This window comes from Mesorhizobium sp. P3_A2 (genome assembly GCF_056403115.1).
The window spans coordinates 147,605-173,008 of record NZ_JBFUGC010000011.1; the positions used below are offsets into that span (position 1 = coordinate 147,605).

A 25,404-nucleotide genomic window follows, 5' to 3' on the forward strand; every position below is an offset into this window, starting at 1 on the left:
GGCGGCTGGTGCGCTACTCGGCCGCGGCCGGCAGCGGCGGGGCTGCCCGGCTGCGCCCTTCCCAGATGTAGGAGGCAAGCGCCACCGCGACCGCGACCAGCATCGCAGCAGCGCCCACCACCGGCAGGCTGCGATAGCCGTAACCGGCGTTGAGCATGGCGGCGCCCAGCGATGCGGCGAGCGCGATGCCGACATTGAAGCCGGACGGGATGAGCGATGAGGCGAGATTGGAGGCGTCCGCCGTCCAGGCCAGGATGCGGGTCTGGATCGGCGTGCCAATGGCGAAGTTGAGGCCACCCCAAATGACGATGGCGATGATCATCGGCAGAGGGTAGGGGCTGACGGCATAGATCACGCCAAGCATCACCGCCTGCAGGGCAAGCATGGTGATCAGCGACGGCATCAGCTTCCAGTCGGAAAGCTTGCCGCCGAGGAAGACACCGACGGTGGCGCCGACGCCGTTGAGCAGCAGCACCCAGGGGATCAGGTCTTCGTCGAGATGGGTCACTTCAAGCAGCGTCGGGGTGATGTAGGTGAACAGGCCGAACTGCCCGATCATCAGCATCAGCATCAGGATCAGCGAGGTCCAGACCTGCTGGCGCGCCAGCACGCGCACCTCGTGGCCAAGGTTGGCTGGCGGGCTCGACGCGCCCGTTTTGCGCGGCAAGAGGGCGGCCATCGCAGCAAACGCCACCACGCCAAGCGCGCACATCACCCAGAAGGTGGCGCGCCAGCCCCAGAGATTGCCGATCGCGGTGCCGGCCGGCACGCCGATGACGTTGGAAACGGTGAGGCCGGAGAGGATGACGGCGACAGCCATGCCGCGCTTGTCCTCGGGCACAAGGCCGACGGCCACCACCATGGCGACGCCGAAATAGGCTCCGTGCGCTACGGCGACCGCAATGCGCAGGAGCAGCATCGAGGCAAAGTCGGGCGCCAGCGCGCAAGCGGCCTGGCCGATGGTGAAGGCGACGGTCAGGCAAAGCAGCAGGGTTTTGCGGGAAATGCCTTTGGTGGCGAGCGCCAGCAACGGCCCGCCAACCGCGATGCCGCCGGCATAGCCGGAGACGAGATAGCCGGAGGTCGGGATCGAAACGCCGAGGCCATCGGCCACTTGCGGCAATACACCGGCGATGACGAATTCGGTGGTGCCGAAAGCGAAGGCGGCGATGAACAGGGCAATGAGCGGAAGCATGGCGCGGAAGCGATCCTGAGACGAGGTCGCCTCAAATCATGGATGGCGCTTGCCGGCAATGCAGAAATTGTCGACGCCGCTTTAGGTTTTCTTGATCCGGCGCATCCCAGCTGGCGGCACCCGCCAAGTCTAAGCGACGTTTTTCCTGCCGTAGGGGATTTTCAGCCACGCCCGCTCATGAAGGTAATACAGCAAGGATTTGGTGACGACCTCGGTGGCGCCGATGGCCGCGGCAAGCTTGATGCTGCCGGTGATGACGAGCGAGATGATCATCGTGTCGATGGTGCCGGTGGCGCGCCACGATAGCGCCTTGGCAAAGCTGCGCGAATGGGTATCCAAAGACTATCCTCCCGGTAGACTGACCTGATGCTTAGCCGAGGGAGGGCTGGGCGCGCAAAGACTAATTTCGCCGCAGCAGGCGCTTGTTCGTGCTCAGCTGGCCTTCAGCCTCGACCCACCGAGCAGGCCGCGCTCTTCCAGCACCGGGTAGGCCATCGACGCCAGCAGCGAGTTGATCTGTTTCAGGTCGCGGATGGTGTCGAGGTGGATGGAGCTGGTCTCGACGCTTTTGGCGGTGCCGTCGCGCAGGCGCACGAAATGGCTGGCGCTGGTTTCCTTCTCGCGGTCGCGCAGTCGGTCCTTTTCCAGCACCAGCTGGCGCGCGGCCTCGGGGTCGCGGGACACCAGCACATTGAAGGCGAGCCTGGCATTGGCCAGCACCGAGGCATGGAAGGCGCTGAGTTCGCGCCAGCCTTCGGGCGTGAACTCCAGCCCGCGCTCAAGCTTCTTCTTCACATGCACCAGCATGTTGCGCACGATGATGTCGCCGACCTGCTCGAGCTTGACGCAGGCACCGATCAATTCCTGGCAGCGGAGGGCCTCGTCCTCTGTGAGCGAGTTCCTGGTCAGTTTGGCCAGATAGAGCTTGATCGCCGCGTGCTTCCTGTCGACACGGTCGTCAAGTGCGGCCAGCGCCTTGATCTTGTCGGCGTCGGCGCTCTCGTAGAGTTCGATGATGCGCTTCAGCATGATCTCGACCGTTTCGCAGACCCGCACCACCTCGCGGGTGGCATTGGCCAGCGCCTGGCTCGGCACGTCCAGCGCGCTGTCGTTGAGCGCGGAAAGCTCGATGACGTCGAGAGCTGCGGCCGGTTCGGACTTGGTGCCCATCGCCACGATCTTCTCCGAAACGCGATAGACCAAACTGGCCAGCGGCAGGCCGGCGAGCAGGATCAGCACATTGAACAGAATGTGGGCGTTGACGATCTGGTCCGGTACGGTGGTGCCGAGGAAGGCGACCGGCGGCTTCAGCGTCATAAACAGGATCAGCATCACCAGCGAGCCCATGCCGCGCATCAACAGATTGCCGATCGGCACGACGCGCACGCCAGGCTCGGCGTTGCGGGTGAGCAGCGGCGCGATGATCGACGAGCCGAGATTGACGCCGAGCACCAGCACGATGCCGAGTTCCGGCGGGATGAAACCGCGGCCGGCCAGCGTCACCAAAAGCAGCACCGCGGCGATCGAGGAGTGGAACAGCCAGGTGATGAGGGCTGCAAGCAGATAGGCGGTGACGAAATCGCCTGAGAAATAGTTGACGATCAGCGGCATCAGCGTGCTCTGGCGCAGCGGCTCGGACGCCTGGCCGATCATCTCCAGCGACAGAAGCAAAAGGCCGATGCCGACCAGAATGCGGCCGGACTGGCGCCAGTCGCGCCGCTCGGTGGCCATGAACATGACGGTGCCGGCGACAAGGCAGATCGGCACCAGCAGCGTGAGATCGAAGGTCAAGAGCTTGACCACCAGCGCCGAGCCGATCTCGGCGCCGCGCACCGCAAGCTGGCCCGATATGCCGGAGACGATGCCGGCGCCGGCGAAGGAGCCGACGAGAAGCGTGACGGCGGTGGAGCTTTGCAGTGCGATCGACAGGCCACAGCCGGCCAGAACCGCCATGATCGGATTGCGCATGGTGGCGCGCAGTTTGTGGCGCAGCACGTCGCCATAGGCACGTTCCACGCCTGTTTTCACCATGCGGGTGGCAAACAGCATCAGCGCCACGGCGCCGGCCAGATGCAGGAGAACGACCGAACCGCTCATGTCGACGCCCGCATTCGACGAGCAGCGGCGACGCGAACAGCAGTGAACGTGGAGGTGCGAATCATGATCATAGCTGCAGTTGACAATAGCTCGATTAGTTTAGCCGGGTAATAAAATATTGTCGATTTCAAGGGCGCGTTGGCGCGCGACAGAGCGTGTCGGAAATGAGGGAATTGGAGGCGGCCGGTAACGGCCGCCTTTCTTTTTGCCTGTGGAAACCGGGTATGGCCGGTATTCGGGGTCGTCGGATTTCGTCGGCATGATTATATGGTGGGGAAACGAGTTCCCCGATGCGCTTTCCGCCCGCCTTTCTCGACGAGATACGCGACCGTGTGCCGATTTCATCGGTTATCGGCCAGCGCGTCGCGTGGGACAGGAAGAAGACCAACGCGTCGCGCGGCGATTACTGGGCATGCTGCCCCTTCCATGGCGAGAAGAGCCCGTCCTTTCACTGCGAGGACAAGAAGGGCCGCTACCACTGTTTCGGCTGTTCGGTGTCAGGCGATCATTTCAAATTCCTGACCGAGCTCGACGGATTGAGCTTTCCCGAAGCGGTCGAGAAGATCGCCGAGATGGCCGGCGTGCCGATGCCGGTGCGCGACGAACGGGAGGAGCAGCGCGAGAAGGAACGCGCCAGCCTCACCGACGTCATGGAGATGGCGACTGCCTTCTTTCAGGAGCGGCTGCAGGGACCGGAAGGCGCCAAGGCGCGCGCCTATCTCAGGGACCGCGGACTCACACCGGCGACGCAGCAATCGTTCCGGCTGGGCTATGCGCCGGACAGCCGCAACGCGCTGAAGGAGCATCTCGCCGCCAAGGGCGTGCCCAAGGCCGACATCGAGGCCTGCGGGCTGGTGCGCCATGGCGACGACATTCCGGTCTCCTACGACTGGTTCCGGAACCGCATCATGTTTCCGATCCCGGATTCGCGCGGCAAGATCATCGCCTTCGGCGGCCGCGCGCTGGCGCCCGATGCGCTGGCCAAATACATGAACTCGCCCGATACCGAGCTCTTTCACAAAGGCAATGTGCTCTACAATTTCGCCCGCGCCCGCAAAGCGCTGGCCAAGGGCGGCACGGTGATTGCCGTCGAAGGCTATATGGACGTCATCGCGCTGGCGCAGGCCGGTTTCGAAAATGCCGTGGCGCCGCTCGGCACCGCGCTCACCGAAAACCAGCTCGAACTTCTGTGGCGCATGGCGCCGGAGCCGATGTTGTGCTTCGACGGCGACCAGGCTGGGCTGAAGGCGGCGTGGCGCGCCGCAGATCTTGTGCTGCCGTCGGTCCAGTCGGGGCGCACGGTGCACTTTGCCCTGTTGCCCGAGGGCAAGGACCCCGACGATCTGGTCAAGGCTGAAGGGCCGGACGCCTTTCGCGCCGTGCTCGCCGAAGCGCGGCCGCTGGCCGATCTTTTGTGGATGCGCGAGACTGCAGGCGGCGTCTTCGACACGCCCGAGCGGCGAGATGGGTTGGAAAAGACTCTGCGCGACCTGACCAGCCGCATCCGCGACGAGGGGCAGCGCTACCACTACCAGCAGTGGATGCGCGAGCGCATGCTGAACTTCTTCAGCGCCCAGCGCACTGTTCGGCAGGGCCGTCAGGATTGGAAACCGGGGCAGGGCAAAACGGCCGCACCCGGCGGGCAGTTCGCGAAAGGCGGCGGCGTCGGCGCGCGCGCCGCGATCACTGAAAGCCTCGGCCGCTCCGCCATGGTCAAGCGCGGCGGCGAGATGATGTCGGTGCGCGAGGCGACGATCATCGTGGCGCTGGTCAACCATCCCGCGCTGATCGACGAGAATTTCGCCCATGTCGAGTTCCTCGATCTCGCCAACACCGATCTGCAGCGGCTGCACGCCGCCATCCTCGATGCCATGGCGCATGACATGGCCAATGACCGCGACGCGGTGATCGCCACGATCGAGCGCGCCGGCTGCAGCGATATCTGGGAGCGGGCGGTGACGCTGATCAAACGCGCCCGGCAATGGCCGGCGCTGGAAACCGCCGCCCTTGATGATGCCCGTGACGCCTTCAACCAGGCACTGCACTTGCAGCGCAGCGCGCGCACCTTACATAAGGAGCTCAAGCAGGCGGAAGCAGCGCTCGCCAGCGATCCCACAGACGAAAACTACCGGCATCTCGTCGAGATTCAGGCGCAATTTCGTGATGTGCAGGCAACGGAAGCGCTGATCGAAGGGTTCGGCGTGTCCTCGGGCAAGGCTGGACGCGTGTAGGTTGAAACCTGCGCAAGAGTGAAGTTGAAACGTGCTGCGCGTCGAATCGACGCCTCTAAGTCGGGTAATTGATTCGCTTTTTTGATGCGAATCATGCGAGAGGCGCTTGACCTTCTGGCAGAATGACGGAATCAGGACGATTCGAAACCTTAACCCGTGCCGGCGTCGATGGGAAATGCAGCGATGTGAGGTGCTGATCACTGGACAGGCTGTTAGCCTGCCACAGATATCAGGGTTAATCTGGACTTAATGCATGTCGCCCAAAAGTGAAAACCGGTTTTGGGGCACGATATGAACCAAACAAAAGAGTTGATGCGGTTGCCGGCCGGTGAAGCGCGTTTCGTCACGAGCGCATAATTTGACCGGTGCGGCAGCTTACGCGGCTTCGATGTTCGGCCGCTAGGAGAAGATAAAGACTATGGCGACAAAGGAAAAGGAAGAGGTCGAGACCGAACGTGAAGGCGCCACCGATGGCCCGCTGCTCGACCTTTCCGATGATGCTGTCAAGAAGATGATCAAGGCCGCCAAGAAGCGCGGCTATGTGACCCTTGACGAGCTGAATGCGGTGCTGCCGTCGGAAGAGACCGATCCGGATCGCATCGAAGACATCAATGCGATGCTGTCCGACATGGGCATCAACGTGGTCGAGGACGACGACCAGGGCGAGGAGCCCGAGGCCGCCGACAGCAATGCCGATGCCGAGGAAGACGCCAACGAACTGGCCGAGCAGACCGGCACCGCCGTCGCCGCCACGACCACCAAGAAAGAGCCGACCGACCGCACCGATGATCCGGTGCGCATGTATCTGCGCGAAATGGGTTCCGTCGAGCTTTTGTCGCGCGAGGGCGAAATCGCGATCGCCAAGCGCATCGAGGCCGGCCGCGAGACGATGATCGCGGGCCTCTGCGAAAGCCCTCTGACCTTCCAGGCCATCATCATCTGGCGTGACGAGCTCAACGAATCCAAGATCCTGCTGCGCGAGATCATCGACCTCGAAGCCACCTATGCCGGCCCCGAAGCCAAACAGGCGCCGGTGGTGGAGCGCATCGAGGAGGCCCCGAAGCCCGAGGAAAAGCCACGCCGCGGCAGCCGTGAAGACGAAGACGACATCACCAATGTCGGCACCGACACGCGCGGCCTGGTCGATGACGACGAGGAAGATGAGGACGAGGCCAGCCTGTCGCTGGCGGCGATGGAAGCGGAACTGCGTCCGCAGGTGATGGAGACGCTCGACGTCATCGCCGACACCTACAAGAAGCTGCGCAAGCTGCAGGACCAGCAGGTCGAGAACCGGCTGGCCGCGGCCGGCACGCTGTCGCCCAGCCAGGACCGCCGGCTGAAGGAGCTGAAGGACCAACTGATCAAGGCGGTGAAGTCGCTGTCGCTCAACACCGCGCGCATCGAGGCGCTGGTCGAGCAGCTCTACGACATCAACAAGCGCCTGGTGCAGAACGAAGGCAAGCTCTTGCGCCTCGCCGAAAGCTATGGCGTGCGCCGCGAGGAGTTCCTCAAGGAATATCAGGGTTCCGAGCTCGATCCGAACTGGACGCGCTCGATCGGCAATCTGACCTCGCGCGGTTGGAAGGAATTCACCAAGAACGAGAAGGACGCGATCAAGGAGCTGCGTTCGGAGATCCAGAACCTCGCCACCGAAACGGCGATCTCGATCCTGGAATTCCGCAAGATCGTCAACCAGGTGCAGAAAGGCGAGCGCGAAGCCGCGATCGCCAAGAAGGAAATGGTCGAGGCCAATCTGCGCCTCGTCATCTCCATCGCCAAGAAGTACACCAATCGCGGCCTGCAGTTCCTCGACCTGATCCAGGAAGGCAATATCGGCCTGATGAAGGCGGTCGACAAATTCGAATACCGCCGCGGTTACAAGTTCTCGACCTACGCGACATGGTGGATCCGGCAGGCGATCACGCGTTCGATCGCCGACCAGGCGCGCACCATCCGCATTCCGGTGCACATGATCGAAACGATCAACAAGATCGTGCGGACCTCGCGCCAGATGCTGCACGAGATCGGCCGCGAGCCGACGCCTGAGGAACTGGCCGAAAAGCTCGCAATGCCGCTCGAAAAAGTCCGCAAGGTGCTGAAGATCGCCAAGGAGCCGATCTCGCTCGAAACCCCGGTGGGCGACGAGGAGGATTCGCATCTGGGCGATTTCATCGAGGACAAGATGGCGATCCTGCCGATCGATGCGGCGATCCAGGCCAATCTGCGCGAGACCACCACGCGCGTGCTCGCCTCGCTGACGCCGCGCGAAGAGCGCGTGCTGCGCATGCGCTTCGGCATCGGCATGAACACCGATCATACGCTGGAAGAAGTCGGCCAGCAGTTCTCGGTCACCCGCGAGCGTATCCGCCAGATCGAAGCCAAGGCACTGCGCAAGCTCAAGCACCCGAGCAGGTCGCGCAAGCTGCGCAGCTTCCTCGACAGCTGACATTCGCCGATTGCAAAGAAATTAAGGGCGCCCATCGAGGCGCCCTTTTCGTTTCAGGTGGTTCATCGAATTGCTCTACAACGGCACGTTCAGCCGCGTCCCCTTGATGATGATGCCGCCGCGGTCGCCGACAGTTTTGCGGTCGTCGCTATGCCGCCGCCCTGGCGCTTGGAGAAATCGCCTTCAGGCATCAATGGGGCTGGCGCGGCAGTCCTTGCACGAAGCTCGCTGCGGGCGGATACTTCGGAGGTCGGATGCATATTCTGGGCGACAAACCGGATGCCCGCCCCGGCTGAGGTCCTCAGCCGTGCTCCCTGGCGCCGGAGGGAGGTGTTCCGTGACAACCTACATCCTGCTAATGAACTGGACCGAACAGGGCGCCAGGAACGTGCGCGAGTCGCCGAAGCGGCTTGATGCCGCCAAGAAGCAACTGGCCGACATGGGCGGATCGTTCAAGGCGTTTTACCTCACCATGGGCGAATGCGACATGGTGGCCGTGGTCGAGGCGCCCGACGATGCAGTGTTGGCGCGTTTTGCGCTGATGCTGGGGGCGGGCGGCAGCGTCAGGACGCGAACGCTCAAGGCTTTCCCCGAATTTGCGTATCGCGAGATCGTCACCTCGCTCGGGTAGTTACCGGCAACTTGAAGTGACGAGATCAGACGCATTTCCGGGTGATCAATGCGGGTGCCGCTTGACGGCACCCAAGCTGCCGATATTGAGGAGAAATGCTCCTCTCGCTCGAGAAGAACTTCATTTTCATCCACATCCCGAAGACGGCCGGGACCTCGATCACCCGTGCGCTGCGGCCATGGTGCCTGAAGCCGAAGCCGACGCCATGGCGGCGTCTGCTGTCGCGGCTGCCGGTGCCGGAGGCGCCGGAGAAGGCCAATTTCAAGCAGCATGACAGAGCCGCCTGGCTGCGGCGCAAATTGCCGGCCCAGCTCTATGACGGCGCCTACAAATTCGCCGTTGTGCGCAACCCTTTTGAGCTGGCGGTTTCCAACTACCAGCATCTGCGCCGGAAAACCTCGCGGCGCCGGCATCGCCAGGCGCAGCGCTGGGACTTCAAGGCGTTCCTACGCTATCTTGAACGCAAGAACCGACTGGCGCGCGTGGACCAGACAAGCTGGATTTCGGACAGGAATGGAAAGCTCATCGTCGACGAAGTCCTGCGCTTCGAAACACTGGCCGAACAGTTCAATGTCCTGGCCGAGCGGCTTGGGCTTCCCGGCGAGCTTCCCCGATCGAATGTCGGGGCGCCGGTCGACTATCGCGCCCTCTACGACGAGGAGGCGAAAGCGATCGTGCGGCGGCTCTATGTCAGAGACTTCGAGCGCTTCGGCTACGAGTTCTGATCAAGCGCGGCGCTTCGCCATGTTGCGGGCCGATAGCATTATCGGGATAGTCGGTTCCGTCCCTCAGGTCGCGGTCTGAAAGCCATGCCCAAGCCTGCGCTTACCGTCTGGTACAACACGCGCTGCCCCGTCTGCGATGGCGGCATCACCCGGCAGAAACGGCGGCTGCTCGAGGCGATCAAGGCCGGGCGGATCGAATTCCGTGACATCAACCTCGAACCGGCGGCGCTCGCCGGCCACGGCGCCTCGCTGGAGGACATCCGTCGCCGGCTGCATGCCACCGATGCTGAGGGCAGGCTGCTGGTCGGCGCCGACGTCGCGGTTGCCGTCTGGAGGGTGACGCCGCGCGAGGGCTGGCTGGCGACGCTGTTCGGCAATCCGGTCGGGCTGGTGCTGACGCGCTTTGTCTATGATCGCTTCGCCAATCTTCTCTATGCCTGGAACCGGCGCAAGGGCCGCTGGTAGTCGGAAAGACCCGCAGACATCTCCGAACCTAAGCCGGTGACACGCCGCTGGCGCTGCCTTTAGATACATCGTAAGATATATCTTGACTCGTTGAGCGCACGCGCTTAATTAAGATATATCGTAAGATAGAACTCAAGGAGCAATCCATGCACAGACATCATCCCTTTGGCGAGCGCGCCGAGCGCGCTTTCCTGCATATGGCCGGCAAGTTCGGTGGTCGTGGCGGCGGCTTTGGCCCATTCGGGCATGGTGGTCGTGGCGGCGGACGCGGCGGCCCGGGCGACATATTTCGCGCGGGACGCATGCTGGCCGACGGCGATCTCAAGCTGATCACGCTGTCGCTGCTGGCCGAGGCGCCGCGCCACGGCTACGACATCATCAAGGCGTTGGAAGAGCGCACCAGCGGCATCTACAGCCCGAGCCCGGGCGTCGTTTATCCGACGCTGACCTTCCTCGAAGAGGCCGGCTATGCCGCCTCGGCCGCGGACGGCAACAAGAAGGTGTTTTCGATCACCGAGGCGGGCCAGGCGCATCTCGCCGAAAACCGCGAAATGATCGACGGCGTGCTCGAGCATCTCGAGCGCTTCGGCCGCAAGATGGCCAAGGCACGCGAGTGGTTCGGCTGGAACGACGACAGCGAGGAAGGCGGACGGCGTGGCCGCGGCGGCCGTTCGGAAGCCCGCGACGAGTTCCGCGCCGTGCGCCACCGGCTGCGTGCAGCACTCGGCGAAATCGTCGATGCACCGGCCGAAAAGCAGGCCGAAGCGATCGCCATACTGGAAGGCGCGGCCGAAGCTCTTGAGGCGCTGTCGCGCGGCTGAGCTGGGTTGTGTGCATGTCGCTATCCCAAAACCGCAGGGCACTTTTGGGCGACATGCATTAGCGGCCAGCACAGCCGCGGCCCTTGCCGATTGAGCCGATGACCGCTAGTGAAAATCATCTCGCATCACCATGTGATGCGGGATGATTGCGGTTGGAGGCTGCTCATGTCTTTTCTGAAACGTCTTTTCGGCGGCGGAGGCGGCGGTGACGCAGGCGAGCCAAAGAGCGCGGCTGCGGCAAAGCAGATCGAGCACAAGGGATTCCTGATCAGCGCCACGCCTTACAAGGCTGACGGCCAGTACCAGACCTGCGGCGTGGTTTCGAAGGAAGTCGGCGGCGTGATGAAGGAGCACCGCTTCATCCGCGCCGACCGTTTCGCCGGGCTCGACGACGCTGTCGACATCTCGATCAAGAAGGGCATCCAGCTCGTCGACGAGCAGGGCGAGAAGATTTTCGGCTAGAGGCGGTTCAAAGATTGAATCGCTAGGTTGCTCTAGCCTGTTGTTTTTCAAGCAATTCCAATGGGAAAGTTGCTGCACAATGCAAAAAAGGTAGGCGCCTCGGCGCCTGCCTTTTTCAATTTAGGTGGATAAGCGCCGGCGCGTTACGCCGCCGCTGCGATCTGCCGGCTGGCGGTTGCGGCCACCACCGCGTCGACCTTGGCGGTCGCCTTGGCAAGCGCCGCAGTAACAGCATCGGCGCCCATGCCGACGCCTTCGATGCGGATGACTTCGACATCGGTCATGCCGAGGAAGCCGAGCACCGAGCGCAGATAGGGGACAGCGTGATCAAGCTGCACGGCCGCGCCTTCGGAATAGATGCCGCCGGAGGCAAGTACGATGTAGACCTTCTTGCCGGTGACGAGGCCCTTCGGGCCGCCCTCACCATAGGAGAAGCTCCTGCCGGACCGGGCGATGTGGTCGACCCACGACTTCAGCGTCGAAGAGATGTTGAAGTTGATGAAGCCGGTGGCCAGGATCACGGTGTCGGCGGCGAACAACTCGTCAAGCGCGACATCGGAAACGCCGACGACTTCGGCCTGGCGCGGGGTGCGGGCTTCGGCCGGCGTGTAGATGCCGGTCGAATAGTCGGCGTCGATGTGCGGCAGCGGGTTGGCAACGAGATCACGCACGACAAGCTCGGCCGACGGGTCGGCGGCGACAAGCTTCTGCGCGAATTCGGTGGCGATGCGGGTCGAGTGCGAAGCAGAGCCACGCGGGCTCGAGGTTACAAGAAGGATGGACATAGCGGTTCTCTCCAGTGGGAATTGAATTGTCCCGCTTGATATGGGCCTACCAACCCATTCAAAAAACTGGTATATTTTCTATATAATCCATCTATAAAGTAGATATGCCATGCAACCCAATCCGACGCTCGACCAATTGCAGATCCTGGTAGCGGTGGCCGACACCGGCAGCTTCTCTGCTGCCGGGCGCAAGCTCAACCGGGCGCAGTCCGTCATCAGCTACGGCATCGCCAATCTCGAGGCGCAGCTGGGCTTAAAACTGTTCGAGCGCGAGGGCACGCGCGAGCCGCAGCTGACCGAAATCGGCCGGGCGATGCTGGAGGATGCGCGGCGCATGGTCGGCGTGCTGCAGCGCATCCGTTCGCGTGCCGACGGCTACCATCAGGGATTGGAGGCGGAAGTCGCGCTTTCGGTCGATGCGGCACTGCCGTCGCCGGTGCTGGTGCGGGTGCTGAAGGCATTCGAGGCGCAGTTTCCAACCGTGATGCTGCGCCTGCATATCGGTTCGCTCGGCCTGATCCCCGATCATGTCGTCAGCGGACACTCCGATCTTGGCATTGGCGGCCTGCTGGGCGAGGTCGACGTGCGTCTCGTGCGTATCGGCTTCATGTCGATCGTGCTGGCTGCCGCTCCCAGCCATCCGCTGGCGCTGCTGCCGAAACCGGTGGCGATCGAAGATGCGCGCGAACACACTCAACTCGTTGTCACCGACCAGTCCGAACGCACTAAGGGACGCGACTTTGGTGTCTTTGCCTATCGTACATGGCGGCTGACGGATGTGCGCATTAAACATACGTTGATGCGCGAAGGGCTGGGCTGGGGCGGGCTGCCGCGCTGGCTTATCGCCGACGATTTGGCGAGCGGCAGACTGGTGGAACTCGATCTTAAACCCTTCAGCGAGGTACGCTCGTCGCTCTATGCCATGCACCGCGCCGACCGCAGCCCGAAACCGGCTGCGGCCTGGTTGATCGACCAGTTCAAACGCCAACTCGGCTGCTTCAACGAGTTCGAGCCGGGGCAGGTCCCTGAGGAAGGGCCGGAGACAGCCCATCAATCAGCGCCATGAGAACGGTGCGGTAGTCCTCGGCTGAGGCGCCGGCCTCGATGGCCAGTGCCGCCCGATCGAAGGCCGCGGCGAACAAGGCGGTCAGCGCGTCGACCGGCAGCCTGATCAACGACTGCTCGCGCATCGCCGCGACCAGACCCTCACGCAATGAACGGTTGCCGTGGCGGTTGTCGATCGCATCCATGGCGGCGCGGCCGAGAACGGCCGGCCCGTCGAGCAGCAACAGCCGGGTGCGGCCGGGGAGGCGCATGGCGGCCAGATAGGCGTCCGATCCGGCAATCAGTGCGTCGCGGGCAAACAGCGATGGCGGCGAGGCACGATCGATCTCAGCGGCGACAGCTTCTGCCTCCTGCTCGACCACGGCGGCAAACAGCGCCTGCTTGTCGGCGAAATGGTGGTAGAGCGCGCCGCGGGTGACGCCGGCGGCCGCTACGATCTCCGGCGTGCCGGTCTCGGCATAGGATTTTTCAATGAACAGTTTGCGCGCCGCGGCGATCAGGTCGGCGCGCGTCGCCTCGGTGCGGTCGCGATTGGAGCGGCGCGCGGTTTCTCGTTGCATACATGCAGCCTGTATGTTATTTCAATTTACATGCAGACTGTATGTTAACTGACGGGAGAAAGAAAGATGAAGACGACGAGCTATTATCCGGTATTGATGACAGGCGATGTGGCCGGCACGAAAGCCTTCTATATCAACCACTTCCGCTTCAAGCCGCTGTTTGCGAGCGACTGGTATGTGCATCTGCAGTCGGCCGAGGATCGGCGCGTCAATCTCGGCATCGTCCACGGCGACCACGAAACGATCCCGGAAGAGGGGCGCGGCCGCACGTCGGGCCTGTTGATCAATTTCGAAGTCAGGGACCCGGACGCTGTCTATGAGCGGATCGTTGCGGCTGGATTGCCGATCCTGCGCTCGCTGCGCGACGAACCCTTCGGCCAGCGCCATTTCATCACCAGGGATCCCAATGGCGTGCTGATCGACGTCATCAAGCCAATCCCGCTCAGCCCGGAGTTTCAGGCGCAATTCGTGGAGGGCGCCGCAGCCTGAACCTGTGCCCGATGGCAGCAAATGTCGGCAGCGGCTCCAGGCCATGTGGCCGGGGTCCTGCCATGCGGTCTATGCTGGATGATGCTGAAGCTGGTCCTGTTGCATGCGTGACATCTGCCTTGTTCGTGCGCCATCCAATCTCGGCCTTCGGCCCCTGCGGCCGGGCCATGTGCCCGGCACCTGGCGGGCGCCGCAGGCGCTGAGCGAAGCCGGTCTGATCGAGGTGCTGGTGCCGGCGCGGGTGGTCGATCTCGAAAGGCCCGCTTACAGCATCGAACAGCAACCGGGCACCAGCCTACGCAATGGTCCGGCGATCCGCCGCTTCAATCTCGACCTTGCCGAGATCGTCGCAAGTGCGCTCGGGCAGAGCGAATTCCCGCTGGTCATCGGCGGCGATTGTTCGATCCTGCTTGGCGCGCTGGCGGCGGCGCGACGGTTCGGCGCGGTTGCGCTGGTGCATGTCGATGGCCACAGCGATTTCCGCCATCCCGGCAATTACGACGTCGATGCCATGCCCGGTTCCGCAGCCGGTATGGATCTGGCGCTCGCCACCGGGCGCGGCGAGCCTTTGTTGAAGGAGTGGCCCGGCATTGCCGGTCCGCTTGTCGCCGACGAGACGGTGGTGCAGATCGGTGAACGCGAGGGCCGCGATGCCGATTTCGCCTGGCCCGACATCAATGCGACAGCGATCACGCGCATCGACGTCTTTGCGGTGCGGGAATGGGGCGCTGCAAAAGTGGTGGAGACGACGAGAGCGACGCTGGCGCGGGCCGATTGTCCCTACTGGCTGCATCTCGATGTCGACGTGCTCGACCAGACGGTGATGCCGGCGGTGGATTCGCCCGGCAGTCCCGGCGTAGATCCCGACGATCTCGTCGCCATCCTGTCGGCGCTGGCAGCGGATCAGCGCTGCATCGGCATGGACATGACGATTTTCGATCCCGACCTCGACCCGACCGGCGATCTGGCGCGGTTGCTGGTGTCGCTGCTCGGCCGGGTGCTCAAGCAGCGATAGGGTTCAGCTCGCCCTTGCCACCGGCGTCACCGTGACCTGGCTGACGCCGGTGCGGCGCACCACGGTGCACAGCGTCTCGCGGCCGATGCGTTCGGCGTCGAGCATGCGCACGAGGTCGTCGACGCCGGTGACTGGGCGGCCGTCTATTGCGGCGATGATGTCGCCTTCCTTCAGGCCGGCCTTTGCCGCCGGGCCGTTCTTCTCGACGCTGCGCAGCCGTACCGCGGTGTTGGTCGACACCTGTGACAGAAGCGCTGCGCGGCGCGGCAAATTGGTGGTGTCGGCGGAGATGCCGATAAAGGCGCGCCGCACCCGGCCGAAGCGGATGATCTCCGAAATGACGAAGTTCGCGGTGTTGGAGGCAACCGCGAAGGCGATGCCTTGCGCGCCATGGATCATGGCGGTGTTGACGCCGATAACCTCGCCGGCCGACGAGACCAGCGGCCCGCCGGAATTGCCGGGATTGAGCGCCGCATCGGTCTGGATGACGTCGTCGATCAGCCGCCCGGTCGAGGCGCGCATCGAACGGCCAAGCGCGGAGACGACGCCGGAGGTGACGGTCCATTCGAAGCCGAGCGGATTGCCGATGGCAATCGCAATCTGGCCGCGCCGCAGCCGCTTGGAATCGCCAAGCGGCGCGACATCGGCAAAGCTGCCGTCGGCGCGCACCAGCGCGATGTCGGTGTCGGGGTCGCGGCCAAGCACGCGGCCTTCGCTGGAGGCGCCGTCCGGCATCGAGACGCGCACCGTCCTGGCGTCGCCGACGACATGGAAATTGGTGACGACCAAGCCGTCCTGCGCGATGACGAAGCCGGAGCCGTGGCCGCCCTGGCCGCCAATGCGCTCGATGCGGCAGACGGCGGGGCCGATGCGGTCGACTGCGTCTGCCACTGTCGTCGAATAGGCGTCGAGCAGTGTGTCGTCCGGTTGGAATTTGGCGGCGGCGACGGCCATTGGCGGGCTCCGTGTTTTCAGGCTTGTTCGTGACTATATGTGCGGAGCGGCTGGAACCGCCGCGACCTGACCAGATGGCCAGTGAAACCATGAACTAGCCGTCAGGCGAGTATCTGCGAGCCGGCTGCCGAGCGATATCTGGGGCATGCAAGAAACCCAGGAGACCAAAATGAGCGACTTCAATCTCAGCGCCTTTTCCGCGGCCATCGCCGACGTCGCGGCTGCGGCAGCACCCGTGACGGCAAGTTTCACCACCCATCACCATCGCACCGCCAGCGCCTTCCATTGGCGTGACGGCTATTTCGTCACCGCCGAGGAAGCCGTCGAGGCCGGCGAAGAGATCGAACTGACATTGGCTTCGGGCGAGACGGTCAAGGCCGAACTGGTCGGCCGCGATCCCTCGACCGGCGTCGCGCTTCTGAAGCCGGCCGGTGCGGCCACGGCGCCTGCGCTTGCCAAAGCGGATGCGGTGCGGCCCGGCAATCTGGCCATTGCCATCGGCAGCAGCCAGGGCTCGGCGCTGGCCGTGTCGGGCTCAGTCGGTGAGGTCGGTCCGGCCTGGCGCTCGATGCGGGGCGGCACCATCGACCAGCGCATCAATCTTGCCGTCAATGCCGGCGGCCGTTTCGAGGGCGGGCCGGTGCTCGACGCCAAGGGCGCGCTGATTGGCATGCTGCTGTTCGGCCCGCGCGGCCGGGCTCTGGTCATGCCTTATGAGACGATCGAGCGGGCGGTGGAGACGCTGCGTGAAAAGGGCCATGTCGCGCGCGGCTATCTCGGCGCCGGCCTGCACCCGATCCGTGACGGTGCGGCGCGCGGTGCCATGGTGATGAGCCTCGACGACAATGGCCCGGCCAAGGCCGCCGGTCTTGCGCTCGGTGACATCATCGTGGCGTGGAACGGCGAGGCCGTACATGGGCCGCGCGAGCTGATCCGCAAGCTTGGGCCCGATAGCGCAGGTGCCGCAGTGAGGCTTGGCGTGGTGCGCGGCGGCGAACAGCGCGATGTGGCTGTAACCATCGGCGAGAAGCCGCTGACCTGAGAGGGTTGATGGACACGCTCGCCAACGATCGGATCATGGCTGACGGCCCCGCCTCGCGGCGGCTGGTGGTGCTGATCGCGCTTGGCGACGTTGTTCGCGCTGAGCGCTTGGCTGCTGCGCTTGCCGCGAGCGACGATCTGTTGCCGGTCGCGGCCGGCGGCGGTGCGGCCGACGTCGCCATCATCGACGGCAGCGGCGCTGATGCCGTGCCGGCCGCCACGCCGCGGGTGCTGCTGTCTGGGCGTGCGACGGGTGAACGGCCTGCCGGCGAGGTGATGGCGGTCATGCCTGCCGGCGCGGACGATCTGCTGATCGCCGCGGCGGTGCGGCTGGCGGCGGCTGGCTATCGCGTCTCGGGCGACGGCGGTGGCGGGCGCCATGGGGATTTTCATGCTGGCGATGGCGAGCCTTTCGAGGAAGACCTCTCCGATGAACATGCCTCCCGACCGGCACTGTCACCGCGCGAGGCCGAAGTGCTGGCACTGCTTGCCGAGGGCGCGCCCAACAAGGTCATCGCGCGACGCCTGAACATCTCGGTGCACACGGCAAAGTTCCACGTCGCCGCGATCCTGATCAAGCTCGGCGCGGCGAACCGCACGGATGCGATTGCCATCGCGATGCGGCAGGGGCTTGTGCTGGTTTAGATCCTACGCTGCGTAACCCGCTTGCGGGCTGCTAAGGCCTTGCGCAGTGGTGGTCTGCCGCGCAAAGGTTCGCGCCTGCTATGATGCTAGGGAGGCGCAAGGAAATGTCGCTGAAGGGAAAGACGCTGTTCATCTCCGGCGGGTCGCGCGGCATCGGGCTAGCGATTGCGCTCAGGGCGGCGCGCGACGGCGCCAACGTGACGATCGCGGCCAAGACCGCCGAGCCGCATCCGAAGCTGCCGGGCACGATCTACACGGCTGCCGCAGAAATCGAGCAGGCCGGCGGCAAGGCGCTACCGGTTCTGTGCGACATCCGCGAGGAGGCGCATGTTGCGGAGGCAGTGGCCAAGACCGTGGAAAAATTCGGCGGCATCGACATCTGCGTCAACAATGCCAGCGCCATCCAGCTCACCGGCACGCTGGAGACCGACATGAAGCGTTACGATCTGATGCACCAGATCAACACGCGCGGCACTTTCCTGGTCTCGAAAATGTGCATTCCGCACCTGAAGTTGGCAAGCAATCCTCACATTCTGAATCTGGCGCCGCCGCTCGACATGAAGGCCAAGTGGTTCAAGAACCACGTCGCCTACACGATGGCCAAGTTCGGCATGTCTATGTGCACGCTGGGCATGAGCGCCGAGTTTGCCAAGGACGGCATCGCGGTCAATTCGCTGTGGCCGATCTCAACCATCGACACGGCGGCGGTGCGCAATCTGCTCGGCGGCGCCACGGTGGCGGCCATGAGCCGTTTGCCCGATATCATGGCCGATGCCGCGCATGCCATCTTCCTGCGGCCATCGCGCGAGACGTCAGGCAATTTCTACATCGACGAAGAGGTGCTGCGCGCCGAAGGCGTGACGGACTTTTCAATCTATTCGCCCGGTACGACAGGACCGCTGGCCGGCGACTTCTTCGTGCCGGACGACGTGTTCGCCAATTCGGCGACGAACGTCAAAAGCATCTACTAGCTGACATCATCTGCTGTAGGTGTTCGTCGTTTCGAAAAGCCAAGCAATTGGCTTTTCGTCCGCTGCGCGGACCACTCCTCAACTCCCCGTATGGCGACGGCGAGGAGGGGATCGGCTCACGCTTCGCTCTTCTTGCCTTTGGCCAGGCCCATCAGCCGGTCGATATAGGCGAGCATGAATGCCGAGACGACGAAGGCGAGGTGGATGATCGTCAGCCACATCAGCTGCTCGGTTGTGTAGGAGGCCGAATTCAGGAACACCTGCAGCAGGTGGATCGAGGAGATGGCGACGATGGTCGAGGCGACCTTGACCTTCAGCGAGCCGACATCGATCGTGCCGAGCCAATGGACCTCGCCGTCATTCTCGTCGAAGCGGCTGACGAAGTTCTCGTAGCCGGAGATAATGACCATCACCAGCAGCGAGGCGACCAGTGCCGCATCGATGAGGCCGAGCATCTTCAGGATGGTGTCGGTATCGCCGAGCGTGAAGACTACCGTGATGAATTCGTAGAGCTTCTTGCCGAAGGACAGTGCATAGACGGCCAGCGCCAGGGCCAGCCCGATGTAGAAAACCACCAGCAGCCAGCGGGAGGCGAGAATGATCGATTCGATGGCGAGTTCGAGACGTTTCATGCAGCGGTTCCGGTCAGTTTTCTCGATCGAATGGGTATTTCGGTCAGCTTGCCGCGGTTTGCAAGGCCAAAGCGCGTCGCGTTCATTGCGACGCAAAAGAAACCCCGCCGGGAGGGCCGGCGGGGCTCAATGCGTCCCGCTGGAGTCGGGACGGGGCAGGGAACGCCCAGTGCTGAATCTGGGGTTTGCCGCCCCGTGATTCAATGAGCCGGCGCTAATGTCGGTGCAATTCTTGTTGAACGGGACGTGACGTCCACAGGTCTACCCATCCCGGTTTCCCGGGATGGGTCTTTCTTGCTGATCTGATTCTAGAAGCCCATTAAGCCTCTGGAAAAGCAGATCAATTGTTGCTCGCCACGGGCGCCACCAGCGAGGTGATGCGGCGGATGGCGACGCGGCGGTTCTCGCGGTTGGGCGCCGTCGTGTTCACCTTCAAATACTCCTCGCCATAGCCCTGCGTGGTCAGGTTCTCCGGCGGGATGCCGAAGGCATTGGTCAACGCTTCGGCGACCGACTCAGCGCGGCGGTCGGACAGAGCAAGGTTTGCCTCCGGCGTTCCGACCGCGTCGGTGTGGCCTTCGATGAGGAAGGTTTCGGCCGGGTTCTTCTTCAACAGCTTCTCCATGGCGCTGGCGACGCCTTCCAGTTTCTGGACTTCGGTGTCGGAGATTGAGGCTGAACCAAATTCGAAGTTCAGCGTGTCGAGGTCGACGCGCCGCGCGATGTCACGCACGCGGGCCGAACGCTTGACCTCGTCGATTGAGTAGAGGCGCTGGACGCGCTCCACCGGCGGCTGTTCGAGGAAGGTGTAGTAGTCGTCCGGGTCTTCGACATCCTCGGAGTCCAGGATATACTCCTCGCGCGGAATGGTGAGCCGCATCGGCGGCAGATCGTCGCCGGGATCGCGCCAGTCGCTGTCATCCTCATAGTGCCGCTCGTCGACATAGCTCAGCACATATTCGCGTCCATCCGGCGCAATGCGCGAACGCTGGATGACGTCGCCATAGCGGTTGCGGATGGTGACGATCTGGACACCGTTGTCACGCTCGACGATTTCCCGGGTGCGATCGCCCGACAGATCCTCATAGTAGACGTTCCTGGCGCCGCGGGTCATGCGCGGGGCGTCATTGCTCTGGACGAATGTCTGGTTGTTGAACTGCAGGATGACGCGGTCGCCGAGTTGCCTGACGACGTCGACGCCTTTCGGACGCCGGCGGTCGCGAACGTTCTCATCGGGTGCACGCTCTACGCGCGTGCCCTTTTCCTCCGTCACCGGCGCAATCTTTTCAGGCTGGATTGCCTGTTGGGCCGACTTGTCGTCGGTGGGCGGCGGTCCCTGGTCGACCGGAGCCGGCTTCGGGTTCTGCGCCTCGGTGCTGCCCTGCGCGGGCTGCTCGCCCGTCTGGCCGCCTGCATTCTGACCGGCGTTCTGGCCGCCCTGATCCTTGCGATGCTTGCGCCTGGCGTCCTTCTGGCTGTCCAGAATGGGTGCTTCGTCGGGATTGGCCACGGCTTCGCCCTGGGCCGGTTTTTCGCCCTGCGCCGGCTGCTCGGCGGTGGCGGGCTGTTCACCGGTCGCAGGCTGTTGTTCGCCAGTCGCAGGTTGCTGTTCGCCTGTCACCGGCTGTTCGCCAACAGGTTTCTTGCCATTCTTCTTGGCCTGATCCTTGGGCTGTTCGCCCTCGGCGGGAGCGGCTTGCTGATCGGCCGGGGGCTGGACCGGCTCGGCCTGCGGCACGGGTTCCCCGGCAGGTGCAACCTTGGTGGCTGGCGCCTGTTCGGCAGGTGCTGCCTCGATCTGCTGCTGGTCCTGCTTGCGCTTTTTCTTGCGCGGAGTGTTGTCGTTTGCCGGCGCTACCTGGTCTGTGGGCGCGGCTTGCTCTGCAGGCTGCTGGGCCGGCTGTTCAGCCGGCGCCGCTTCGATCTGCTGCTGCTGGTCGCGCTTCTTCTTGCGCGGCTTCAGCGGCTGTTCTTCGGTTGCGGGCGCGGCCTGTTCAGCCGGTTGATCCGCTGGTGCAGCCTCGATCTGCTGCTGGTCACGCTTCTTCTTGCGCGACCTGGGCTGCTGTTCGTCAACCGCGGGTGCTATCTGCTCGGCAGCAGGAGCTGCCTGCTCGGCCGGCGCTACCTCGATCTGCTGCTGTTGATTGCGCTTTTTCCTGCGCGGCTGCTGCTCTTCAGCCGGGGCGGCCTGTTCAGCGGGAGCCTGCTCGGTCTGCTGCTGTTCGTGCTTCTTCTTGCGCGGCTGTTGCTCCTCGACGGCCGGTGCGGCCTGCTCAACGGCTGGTGCTGCCTGTTCGGCGGGCGCCTGTTCGGCCTGCTTGTGCTTCTTCTTGCGCGGCAGTTCCTGGTCGGTCTGCTGACCATCTGCAGCAGGGTCGTCCTGGACCAGGATCAGCGGCGCGGCCGTGTGCTGCAAGGGGCCGAAAACGGCGTTGCCCTGCAGCGGGGATGCGCCCAACGGCGCGGATGCCATCAGCAGGCCGAGTGCCGTACCTGCCAGTACCCGTGGTTGGCGTTTCATCAAAAATTCTCCTTGTGGGGTCCCATCCCTGCCCAAACTTTCATCAGCCGGATTGGTTCCGGTTCGTGGACATTACCGACAACGAAGGACGATTGACCGGCCTTTTGAAGGCAACTTCATGTTTTTCGTATGGTGCGGGCGGCATTTGCGGCGGCGGTACAGCTTGACCTCACCGCCAGCGAGGGCCACATCTCAGCCCATGATGGAAACCCCGTTCTGGAAAACCAAGACGCTGGAAGAGATGACGCCGGCCGAGTGGGAATCGCTCTGCGACGGCTGCGGCAAATGCTGCCTGTCGAAACTCGAAGACGAAGATACCGGGGAAATCTACTGGACATCAGTCGGCTGCCGTCTTTTCGACGGGCAAACCTGCCGCTGTTCGGACTATGCCAACCGGCTGGCGCGCGTGCCGGACTGCGTCGGGCTGACGCCGCAGAATGTGCGCACCATCAGCTGGCTGCCAAAAACCTGCGCCTACCGGCTGGTTGCCGAGGGACACGATCTCTACTGGTGGCACAGGCTGGTGTCGGGAAGTGCCGAGACCGTGCATGAGGCCGGCATTTCCATACGCGGCCGCGTCCGCGCCAGTGAGACCGATCTTGCCGAGCCGGACGACTATTTCGACTATATGCTCGACGACGAGCCCTAGATTCAAAGTGATAGAGCATGATGTCTGGACAAACACTGTTTGTCCGAGAAAACCGCTTCGCACTTTTCGGCATCATGCTCAAGCGTCTGGAACGGATGTAGCCGCCGCCCGTTCTGGGATGACCGGACGTTTTTGACACTCCAAGTCGTTTGCAGCGGTGGAAGGGGCGGTTGCTTTCGACCTGTCCGGCAGATTAACCGAAAATGAACGGCCGGTTCGCAAAGAGTTCAGATTGCAAGGAGCATTCTCCCCCCATCGGTTCGACGAAGACGGGCGCCAGCCCTCAACAAGGAGAGAAGACAATGTTCAACACGATCAAAACGGCAGCCCTTTCGGGTCTCGTAGCCCTCGGCACGCTTGCCGCCGTGCCCGCCCATGCGGACTCGATCTATCTCGGCTTCGGCAACAGCCACGACCGTCGCGTCGGCGTCTATACCGGCGACGACGATGACGGCTTTCGCCGCGAGCGCCATTGGCGCCGCTGTTCGCCGGAGCGGGCCCTCGACAAGGCCGAGCGCATGGGCCTGCATCGCGTCCGCCTCATCGACGTCAATCGCCGCGTCGTGAAGGTCGCCGGCCGCCAGTATGGTGATCGCGTGGTGGTCGTGTTCGCCAATGAGCGCGGTTGCCCGGTTATTTATCGCTAAGGCAGGAGACTGATCTGCTGATAAAGATCAGTCTGGAGGCATGATCCTCTGCGAGGATCAGCCTGTGATAGCGGCATGACCTTCTGCGAGGGTCAGCCAGGAGCCCCCTTCCCATAGCTCGGAAGGGTGCGGCTCGAAGAAAACCCCGAAGGACCATGTCCTCCGGGGTTTTTCATATTTGGTGCCAACCAAAATACCGGCCAGTTCGGCCCGCAGCATGCTGCCGCGGGCCTTTGCCGATTTGGATAAGCCTACTTGAGCTCAAAGGTGACGGTGACCTGCACGGCATAGGCATTCTCGCCGGCCTGTACCGGCACCGCGGCGCCGGCCGCATCGAAGGCCTTGGCATTGATCGGCATCGGCGCCGGCGCGATGTTCTGATCGGTAATTTCCAGCACCTGTCCGATGCTCACACCGGCAGCCGCGGCCAGCGTCTTGGCCTTGGTCATAGCGTCGGCGACCGCCTTCTTGCGGGCCTCTGTGACGGCAGCCTTCGGATCCTCGTTGGAGAACGAGATGCCGCCGCCCTGGTTGACGCCGAGCGACACCGCCTTGTCGAGAATCTCGCCGGTCTTGTCGATGTCGCGGATGCGTACGGAGAGCGTGTTGGTCACCTGGTAGGCGACAAGTTCGGCTTCCTGGCTGCCGTCGGGCTTGTTGGTGTAGTTGTAGCGCGGGTTGATCTGGATGCCGGCGGTCTGCAGGTCACGGTCCTTGATGCCGGCCGACTTCATTGCCGCGATCACGGCGGCCATGGCGTCGTTGTTGGCGTCGAGAGCGGCGCGTGCGGTCTTAGCCTCGCGCATGACGCTGAGCGTCAGCAGCGCCAGGTCTGGCGCTACAGTCGATTGGCCTTCACCCGACACGATGATGCGGGGCGGGGGCAGCGAATCGGCAGCGGTGGCAATAGCCGGAAAAGCGATCGCCGCGGCAAGTGCGAGCGGCAAAAGATGTCTGGTCATGAAAATCTCCTCGGTCTGCGATCCAGTCGCGCCAGTCGACTAGGATGCGAATATGGGCTGATTTGGGCGATCTCGGCCAGTCCGTCCGGAAAGCCTTGTGCCGCGTAAGGAAAAACACTAATCCAGCCCGCGTGGGGCCTGTAGCTCAATGGTTAGAGCCGGCGGCTCATAACCGCTTGGTTGGGGGTTCGAGTCCCTCCGGGCCCACCATTATCGTTATTTATCAATGCTTTATGGGGTGGTTCGCCACGAGGTTCGCCAATAGGTTCGCCAAGCATCGGCTTGCGCGTCACGAGGCGCACGACTCGATCCATCCCTTGGACCGCCAGCCGAACCTGCGAGGCCTCGCGCGAATAAAGCTCGGCATGGTCGATATCGTCGTGACCGAGCACGTCCATGAGCTGTCTCGTTGAGGCCTCGGCCTCCGCCAGATAAACACCGAGCGACTTCCGCAAGCCATGCAGTGTCAACCCCTTCGGAAGATCGGCAAGCTTGCACCAATGCGCCATCATTCCAGTCAGCGACTTGGCGGAGAACGGCTCACCATAGCCGTTGACCAGAACGGTCTCGCCGCGCCTGTCGGCCGCATCCAGGATCTCGGATAGCATCGGCGTGATCGGCACGAAAAGCCGTTTGCCACCTGTTCGTCCCTTGTTCTTGGCCTGAACGATATCAAACCCGTCGAAGTGACGCTCAACACCATCGATGATGACACGGCGGGTGACCCGCTGATCCCAGCGCAAGCCTGCGACGTCGCCGCGGCGGTTGCCGAGCCAAAGGGCCAAACCGTAGCAAGTGCGTGCCGCGGTGCCGAGCTGCCAACGGTTTTCGAATTGCGCCATCGCCTCGCGCGACCATGCTTTCCAGCCGGCATAGGCAGGCCGCCACTCGACCGCTGCTGTGGGATCGATTTCGATCCAGTCTTGCCGCAGGGCGACATAGACCAGCTTGCGTATGCCCACCAGCAGATGCTTGGCTTTATGGGGGGTGGCGATGAAGCGGCCAAGAAGCTCTTCGATATGGATACGTCTAAGATTCTTAACCGCTACATCTCGCCAGATGAGCGGGTGATCAGGGACCACCCGCAGTTCCAGAAATTCTTCGATCAGCCGCGTGTTCTTGCGCTTGCTGGCTTCGTCCAGCGCCAGCCACTTGACTGAGATCTTTAACCGTTGAAAGGCCGCTCCAAATGTGCCTGGCAGGGCGGCCCCAGGCATACGGACGACGGGAGCCTTGGGGACTTTCCGGCCCTCGACCGCCGCCTGGTACGCCTCCTTGAATCCGGGTTGATTGGGCGCTGGCAGACTAACCACACGCTCCTTCGTCCGATAGCGCCAGCGAACTTTGCCATGGCGGTCGGTGTAGGAGGAGAGGCCGGGATATTTGTCAGTC

General features: G+C 63.4%; 25 protein-coding genes, 1 tRNA gene and 1 pseudogene. 17 read left to right on the top strand and 10 right to left on the bottom strand.

What is annotated here, in order from left to right:
• Positions 1–13: 13 nt before the first annotated feature.
• The 3 genes from AC1DXM_RS24325 to AC1DXM_RS24335 all read right to left on the bottom strand — a co-directional run bounded on the left by AC1DXM_RS24325 (position 14) and on the right by AC1DXM_RS24335 (position 3,292).
• Positions 14–1,195 (bottom strand): MFS transporter, encoded by a 1,182-nt coding sequence (locus tag AC1DXM_RS24325; RefSeq protein ID WP_477236929.1) that lies wholly within the window; start codon positions 1,193–1,195, stop codon positions 14–16.
• Between the two features lie 129 nt (positions 1,196–1,324).
• Positions 1,325–1,534, bottom strand: coding sequence for a DUF2061 domain-containing protein (locus tag AC1DXM_RS24330; RefSeq protein WP_477236931.1), 210 nt, complete (start codon positions 1,532–1,534; stop codon positions 1,325–1,327).
• A 93-nt stretch (positions 1,535–1,627) separates the two neighbouring features.
• Positions 1,628–3,292 carry a Na/Pi cotransporter family protein gene (locus AC1DXM_RS24335; protein WP_477236933.1) on the bottom strand — a complete coding sequence of 555 codons (1,665 nt, stop codon included), beginning with the start codon at positions 3,290–3,292 and terminating at the stop codon, positions 1,628–1,630.
• Between the two features lie 290 nt (positions 3,293–3,582).
• Between AC1DXM_RS24335 and dnaG the strand changes: the two genes are divergently transcribed.
• From dnaG to AC1DXM_RS24370, 7 genes are all read left to right on the top strand, one after another.
• Positions 3,583–5,523, top strand: coding sequence for a DNA primase (gene dnaG, locus AC1DXM_RS24340; RefSeq protein ID WP_477236935.1), 1,941 nt, complete (start codon positions 3,583–3,585; stop codon positions 5,521–5,523).
• Positions 5,524–5,941: 418 nt separating this feature from the next.
• Positions 5,942–7,969, top strand: a complete 2,028-nt coding sequence (rpoD, locus tag AC1DXM_RS24345) for an RNA polymerase sigma factor RpoD (protein WP_352589682.1) — start codon at positions 5,942–5,944, stop codon at positions 7,967–7,969.
• Between the two features lie 337 nt (positions 7,970–8,306).
• Positions 8,307–8,600 (top strand): GYD domain-containing protein, encoded by a 294-nt coding sequence (locus tag AC1DXM_RS24350; RefSeq protein WP_112563285.1) that lies wholly within the window; start codon positions 8,307–8,309, stop codon positions 8,598–8,600.
• A gap of 95 nt (positions 8,601–8,695) precedes the next feature.
• Entirely contained in the window at positions 8,696–9,325 is a 630-nt protein-coding gene (locus AC1DXM_RS24355) for a sulfotransferase family 2 domain-containing protein (protein ID WP_477236938.1), read from the top strand.
• 84 nt (positions 9,326–9,409) lie between these two features.
• Entirely contained in the window at positions 9,410–9,790 is a 381-nt protein-coding gene (locus AC1DXM_RS24360; protein WP_477236940.1) for a thiol-disulfide oxidoreductase DCC family protein, read from the top strand.
• Positions 9,791–9,936: 146 nt separating this feature from the next.
• The gene (locus AC1DXM_RS24365) at positions 9,937–10,611 is read left to right on the top strand and encodes a PadR family transcriptional regulator (RefSeq protein WP_477236942.1); all 675 of its coding nucleotides are present in this window, start codon (positions 9,937–9,939) and stop codon (positions 10,609–10,611) included.
• Positions 10,612–10,776: 165 nt separating this feature from the next.
• Positions 10,777–11,073 carry an HlyU family transcriptional regulator gene (locus AC1DXM_RS24370; protein WP_477236944.1) on the top strand — a complete coding sequence of 99 codons (297 nt, stop codon included), beginning with the start codon at positions 10,777–10,779 and terminating at the stop codon, positions 11,071–11,073.
• Positions 11,074–11,216: 143 nt separating this feature from the next.
• Here AC1DXM_RS24370 and AC1DXM_RS24375 read toward each other — a convergent pair whose 3' ends face one another.
• Positions 11,217–11,858: an FMN-dependent NADH-azoreductase gene (locus AC1DXM_RS24375; protein WP_477236946.1), complete on the bottom strand. Its 642-nt coding sequence runs from the start codon at positions 11,856–11,858 to the stop codon at positions 11,217–11,219.
• A gap of 109 nt (positions 11,859–11,967) precedes the next feature.
• On the opposite strand from AC1DXM_RS24375, the gene AC1DXM_RS24380 reads away from it, so the two are divergent.
• The gene (locus tag AC1DXM_RS24380) at positions 11,968–12,924 is read left to right on the top strand and encodes a LysR family transcriptional regulator (RefSeq protein ID WP_477236948.1); all 957 of its coding nucleotides are present in this window, start codon (positions 11,968–11,970) and stop codon (positions 12,922–12,924) included.
• On the opposite strand, the gene AC1DXM_RS24385 is transcribed toward AC1DXM_RS24380, so the two are convergent.
• Positions 12,857–13,483 (bottom strand): TetR/AcrR family transcriptional regulator, encoded by a 627-nt coding sequence (locus AC1DXM_RS24385; protein WP_477236950.1) that lies wholly within the window; start codon positions 13,481–13,483, stop codon positions 12,857–12,859. The genes AC1DXM_RS24380 and AC1DXM_RS24385 overlap by 68 nt on opposite strands.
• Before the next feature lie 66 nt (positions 13,484–13,549).
• Here AC1DXM_RS24385 and AC1DXM_RS24390 point away from each other — a divergent pair, with 66 nt between their 5' ends.
• Positions 13,550–13,972 carry a VOC family protein gene (locus tag AC1DXM_RS24390; RefSeq protein WP_477236952.1) on the top strand — a complete coding sequence of 141 codons (423 nt, stop codon included), beginning with the start codon at positions 13,550–13,552 and terminating at the stop codon, positions 13,970–13,972.
• Positions 13,973–14,075: 103 nt separating this feature from the next.
• Complete coding sequence (locus AC1DXM_RS24395; protein WP_477236954.1) at positions 14,076–14,987, top strand: arginase family protein; 912 nt, start codon at positions 14,076–14,078, stop codon at positions 14,985–14,987.
• Positions 14,988–14,990: 3 nt separating this feature from the next.
• Here the strand turns inward: AC1DXM_RS24395 and AC1DXM_RS24400 are convergent, their stop codons facing one another.
• Positions 14,991–15,941, bottom strand: a complete 951-nt coding sequence (locus AC1DXM_RS24400) for a S1C family serine protease (RefSeq protein ID WP_112563267.1) — start codon at positions 15,939–15,941, stop codon at positions 14,991–14,993.
• Positions 15,942–16,110: 169 nt separating this feature from the next.
• Here AC1DXM_RS24400 and AC1DXM_RS24405 point away from each other — a divergent pair, with 169 nt between their 5' ends.
• The 3 genes from AC1DXM_RS24405 to AC1DXM_RS24415 all read left to right on the top strand — a co-directional run bounded on the left by AC1DXM_RS24405 (position 16,111) and on the right by AC1DXM_RS24415 (position 18,598).
• Positions 16,111–16,983: a S1C family serine protease gene (locus AC1DXM_RS24405; protein WP_477236956.1), complete on the top strand. Its 873-nt coding sequence runs from the start codon at positions 16,111–16,113 to the stop codon at positions 16,981–16,983.
• Between the two features lie 8 nt (positions 16,984–16,991).
• Complete coding sequence (locus AC1DXM_RS24410; protein ID WP_477236958.1) at positions 16,992–17,627, top strand: helix-turn-helix transcriptional regulator; 636 nt, start codon at positions 16,992–16,994, stop codon at positions 17,625–17,627.
• Between the two features lie 104 nt (positions 17,628–17,731).
• The gene (locus AC1DXM_RS24415; RefSeq protein WP_477236960.1) at positions 17,732–18,598 is read left to right on the top strand and encodes an SDR family oxidoreductase; all 867 of its coding nucleotides are present in this window, start codon (positions 17,732–17,734) and stop codon (positions 18,596–18,598) included.
• A 116-nt stretch (positions 18,599–18,714) separates the two neighbouring features.
• On the opposite strand, the gene AC1DXM_RS24420 is transcribed toward AC1DXM_RS24415, so the two are convergent.
• Together AC1DXM_RS24420 and AC1DXM_RS24425 are read right to left on the bottom strand one after the other, a co-directional pair.
• Positions 18,715–19,230, bottom strand: a complete 516-nt coding sequence (locus AC1DXM_RS24420; RefSeq protein ID WP_477236962.1) for a TIGR00645 family protein — start codon at positions 19,228–19,230, stop codon at positions 18,715–18,717.
• A 340-nt stretch (positions 19,231–19,570) separates the two neighbouring features.
• Positions 19,571–21,754: an OmpA family protein gene (locus AC1DXM_RS24425; RefSeq protein ID WP_477236964.1), complete on the bottom strand. Its 2,184-nt coding sequence runs from the start codon at positions 21,752–21,754 to the stop codon at positions 19,571–19,573.
• A gap of 202 nt (positions 21,755–21,956) precedes the next feature.
• Between AC1DXM_RS24425 and AC1DXM_RS24430 the strand changes: the two genes are divergently transcribed.
• Together AC1DXM_RS24430 and AC1DXM_RS24435 are read left to right on the top strand one after the other, a co-directional pair.
• Complete coding sequence (locus AC1DXM_RS24430; RefSeq protein WP_477237050.1) at positions 21,957–22,403, top strand: YcgN family cysteine cluster protein; 447 nt, start codon at positions 21,957–21,959, stop codon at positions 22,401–22,403.
• Between the two features lie 302 nt (positions 22,404–22,705).
• Entirely contained in the window at positions 22,706–23,050 is a 345-nt protein-coding gene (locus tag AC1DXM_RS24435) for a hypothetical protein (protein ID WP_477236966.1), read from the top strand.
• A 251-nt stretch (positions 23,051–23,301) separates the two neighbouring features.
• Here AC1DXM_RS24435 and AC1DXM_RS24440 read toward each other — a convergent pair whose 3' ends face one another.
• Complete coding sequence (locus AC1DXM_RS24440) at positions 23,302–24,012, bottom strand: SIMPL domain-containing protein (RefSeq protein ID WP_477236968.1); 711 nt, start codon at positions 24,010–24,012, stop codon at positions 23,302–23,304.
• A 134-nt stretch (positions 24,013–24,146) separates the two neighbouring features.
• Here AC1DXM_RS24440 and AC1DXM_RS24445 point away from each other — a divergent pair.
• Positions 24,147–24,222: transfer RNA gene (locus AC1DXM_RS24445), tRNA-Ile, on the top strand.
• A gap of 191 nt (positions 24,223–24,413) precedes the next feature.
• Here AC1DXM_RS24445 and AC1DXM_RS24450 read toward each other — a convergent pair.
• Positions 24,414–24,797 (bottom strand): annotated as a pseudogene (locus AC1DXM_RS24450) (tyrosine-type recombinase/integrase); the annotation flags it as partial.
• On the opposite strand from AC1DXM_RS24450, the gene AC1DXM_RS24455 reads away from it, so the two are divergent.
• Positions 24,699–25,172 (top strand): hypothetical protein, encoded by a 474-nt coding sequence (locus AC1DXM_RS24455; protein WP_477236970.1) that lies wholly within the window; start codon positions 24,699–24,701, stop codon positions 25,170–25,172. The pseudogene AC1DXM_RS24450 and the gene AC1DXM_RS24455 overlap by 99 nt on opposite strands.
• Positions 25,173–25,404: the final 232 nt, after the last annotated feature.

Excerpts from the sequence above, each read along its gene's own strand:
- AC1DXM_RS24325 (WP_477236929.1), bottom strand. The coding sequence starts at position 1,195 with ATGCTTCCGCTCATTGCCCTGTTCATCGCCGCCTTCGCTTTCGGCACC.
- AC1DXM_RS24335 (WP_477236933.1), bottom strand. The coding sequence starts at position 3,292 with ATGAGCGGTTCGGTCGTTCTCCTGCATCTGGCCGGCGCCGTGGCGCTG.
- dnaG (WP_477236935.1), top strand. The coding sequence starts at position 3,583 with ATGCGCTTTCCGCCCGCCTTTCTCGACGAGATACGCGACCGTGTGCCG.
- rpoD (WP_352589682.1), top strand. The coding sequence starts at position 5,942 with ATGGCGACAAAGGAAAAGGAAGAGGTCGAGACCGAACGTGAAGGCGCC.
- AC1DXM_RS24355 (WP_477236938.1), top strand. The coding sequence starts at position 8,696 with ATGCTCCTCTCGCTCGAGAAGAACTTCATTTTCATCCACATCCCGAAG.
- AC1DXM_RS24360 (WP_477236940.1), top strand. The coding sequence starts at position 9,410 with ATGCCCAAGCCTGCGCTTACCGTCTGGTACAACACGCGCTGCCCCGTC.
- AC1DXM_RS24365 (WP_477236942.1), top strand. The coding sequence starts at position 9,937 with ATGCACAGACATCATCCCTTTGGCGAGCGCGCCGAGCGCGCTTTCCTG.
- AC1DXM_RS24370 (WP_477236944.1), top strand. The coding sequence starts at position 10,777 with ATGTCTTTTCTGAAACGTCTTTTCGGCGGCGGAGGCGGCGGTGACGCA.
- AC1DXM_RS24375 (WP_477236946.1), bottom strand. The coding sequence starts at position 11,858 with ATGTCCATCCTTCTTGTAACCTCGAGCCCGCGTGGCTCTGCTTCGCAC.
- AC1DXM_RS24380 (WP_477236948.1), top strand. The coding sequence starts at position 11,968 with ATGCAACCCAATCCGACGCTCGACCAATTGCAGATCCTGGTAGCGGTG.
- AC1DXM_RS24385 (WP_477236950.1), bottom strand. The coding sequence starts at position 13,483 with ATGCAACGAGAAACCGCGCGCCGCTCCAATCGCGACCGCACCGAGGCG.
- AC1DXM_RS24390 (WP_477236952.1), top strand. The coding sequence starts at position 13,550 with ATGAAGACGACGAGCTATTATCCGGTATTGATGACAGGCGATGTGGCC.
- AC1DXM_RS24395 (WP_477236954.1), top strand. The coding sequence starts at position 14,076 with ATGCGTGACATCTGCCTTGTTCGTGCGCCATCCAATCTCGGCCTTCGG.
- AC1DXM_RS24400 (WP_112563267.1), bottom strand. The coding sequence starts at position 15,941 with ATGGCCGTCGCCGCCGCCAAATTCCAACCGGACGACACACTGCTCGAC.
- AC1DXM_RS24405 (WP_477236956.1), top strand. The coding sequence starts at position 16,111 with ATGAGCGACTTCAATCTCAGCGCCTTTTCCGCGGCCATCGCCGACGTC.
- AC1DXM_RS24410 (WP_477236958.1), top strand. The coding sequence starts at position 16,992 with ATGGACACGCTCGCCAACGATCGGATCATGGCTGACGGCCCCGCCTCG.
- AC1DXM_RS24415 (WP_477236960.1), top strand. The coding sequence starts at position 17,732 with ATGTCGCTGAAGGGAAAGACGCTGTTCATCTCCGGCGGGTCGCGCGGC.
- AC1DXM_RS24420 (WP_477236962.1), bottom strand. The coding sequence starts at position 19,230 with ATGAAACGTCTCGAACTCGCCATCGAATCGATCATTCTCGCCTCCCGC.
- AC1DXM_RS24425 (WP_477236964.1), bottom strand. The coding sequence starts at position 21,754 with ATGAAACGCCAACCACGGGTACTGGCAGGTACGGCACTCGGCCTGCTG.
- AC1DXM_RS24430 (WP_477237050.1), top strand. The coding sequence starts at position 21,957 with ATGGAAACCCCGTTCTGGAAAACCAAGACGCTGGAAGAGATGACGCCG.
- AC1DXM_RS24435 (WP_477236966.1), top strand. The coding sequence starts at position 22,706 with ATGTTCAACACGATCAAAACGGCAGCCCTTTCGGGTCTCGTAGCCCTC.
- AC1DXM_RS24440 (WP_477236968.1), bottom strand. The coding sequence starts at position 24,012 with ATGACCAGACATCTTTTGCCGCTCGCACTTGCCGCGGCGATCGCTTTT.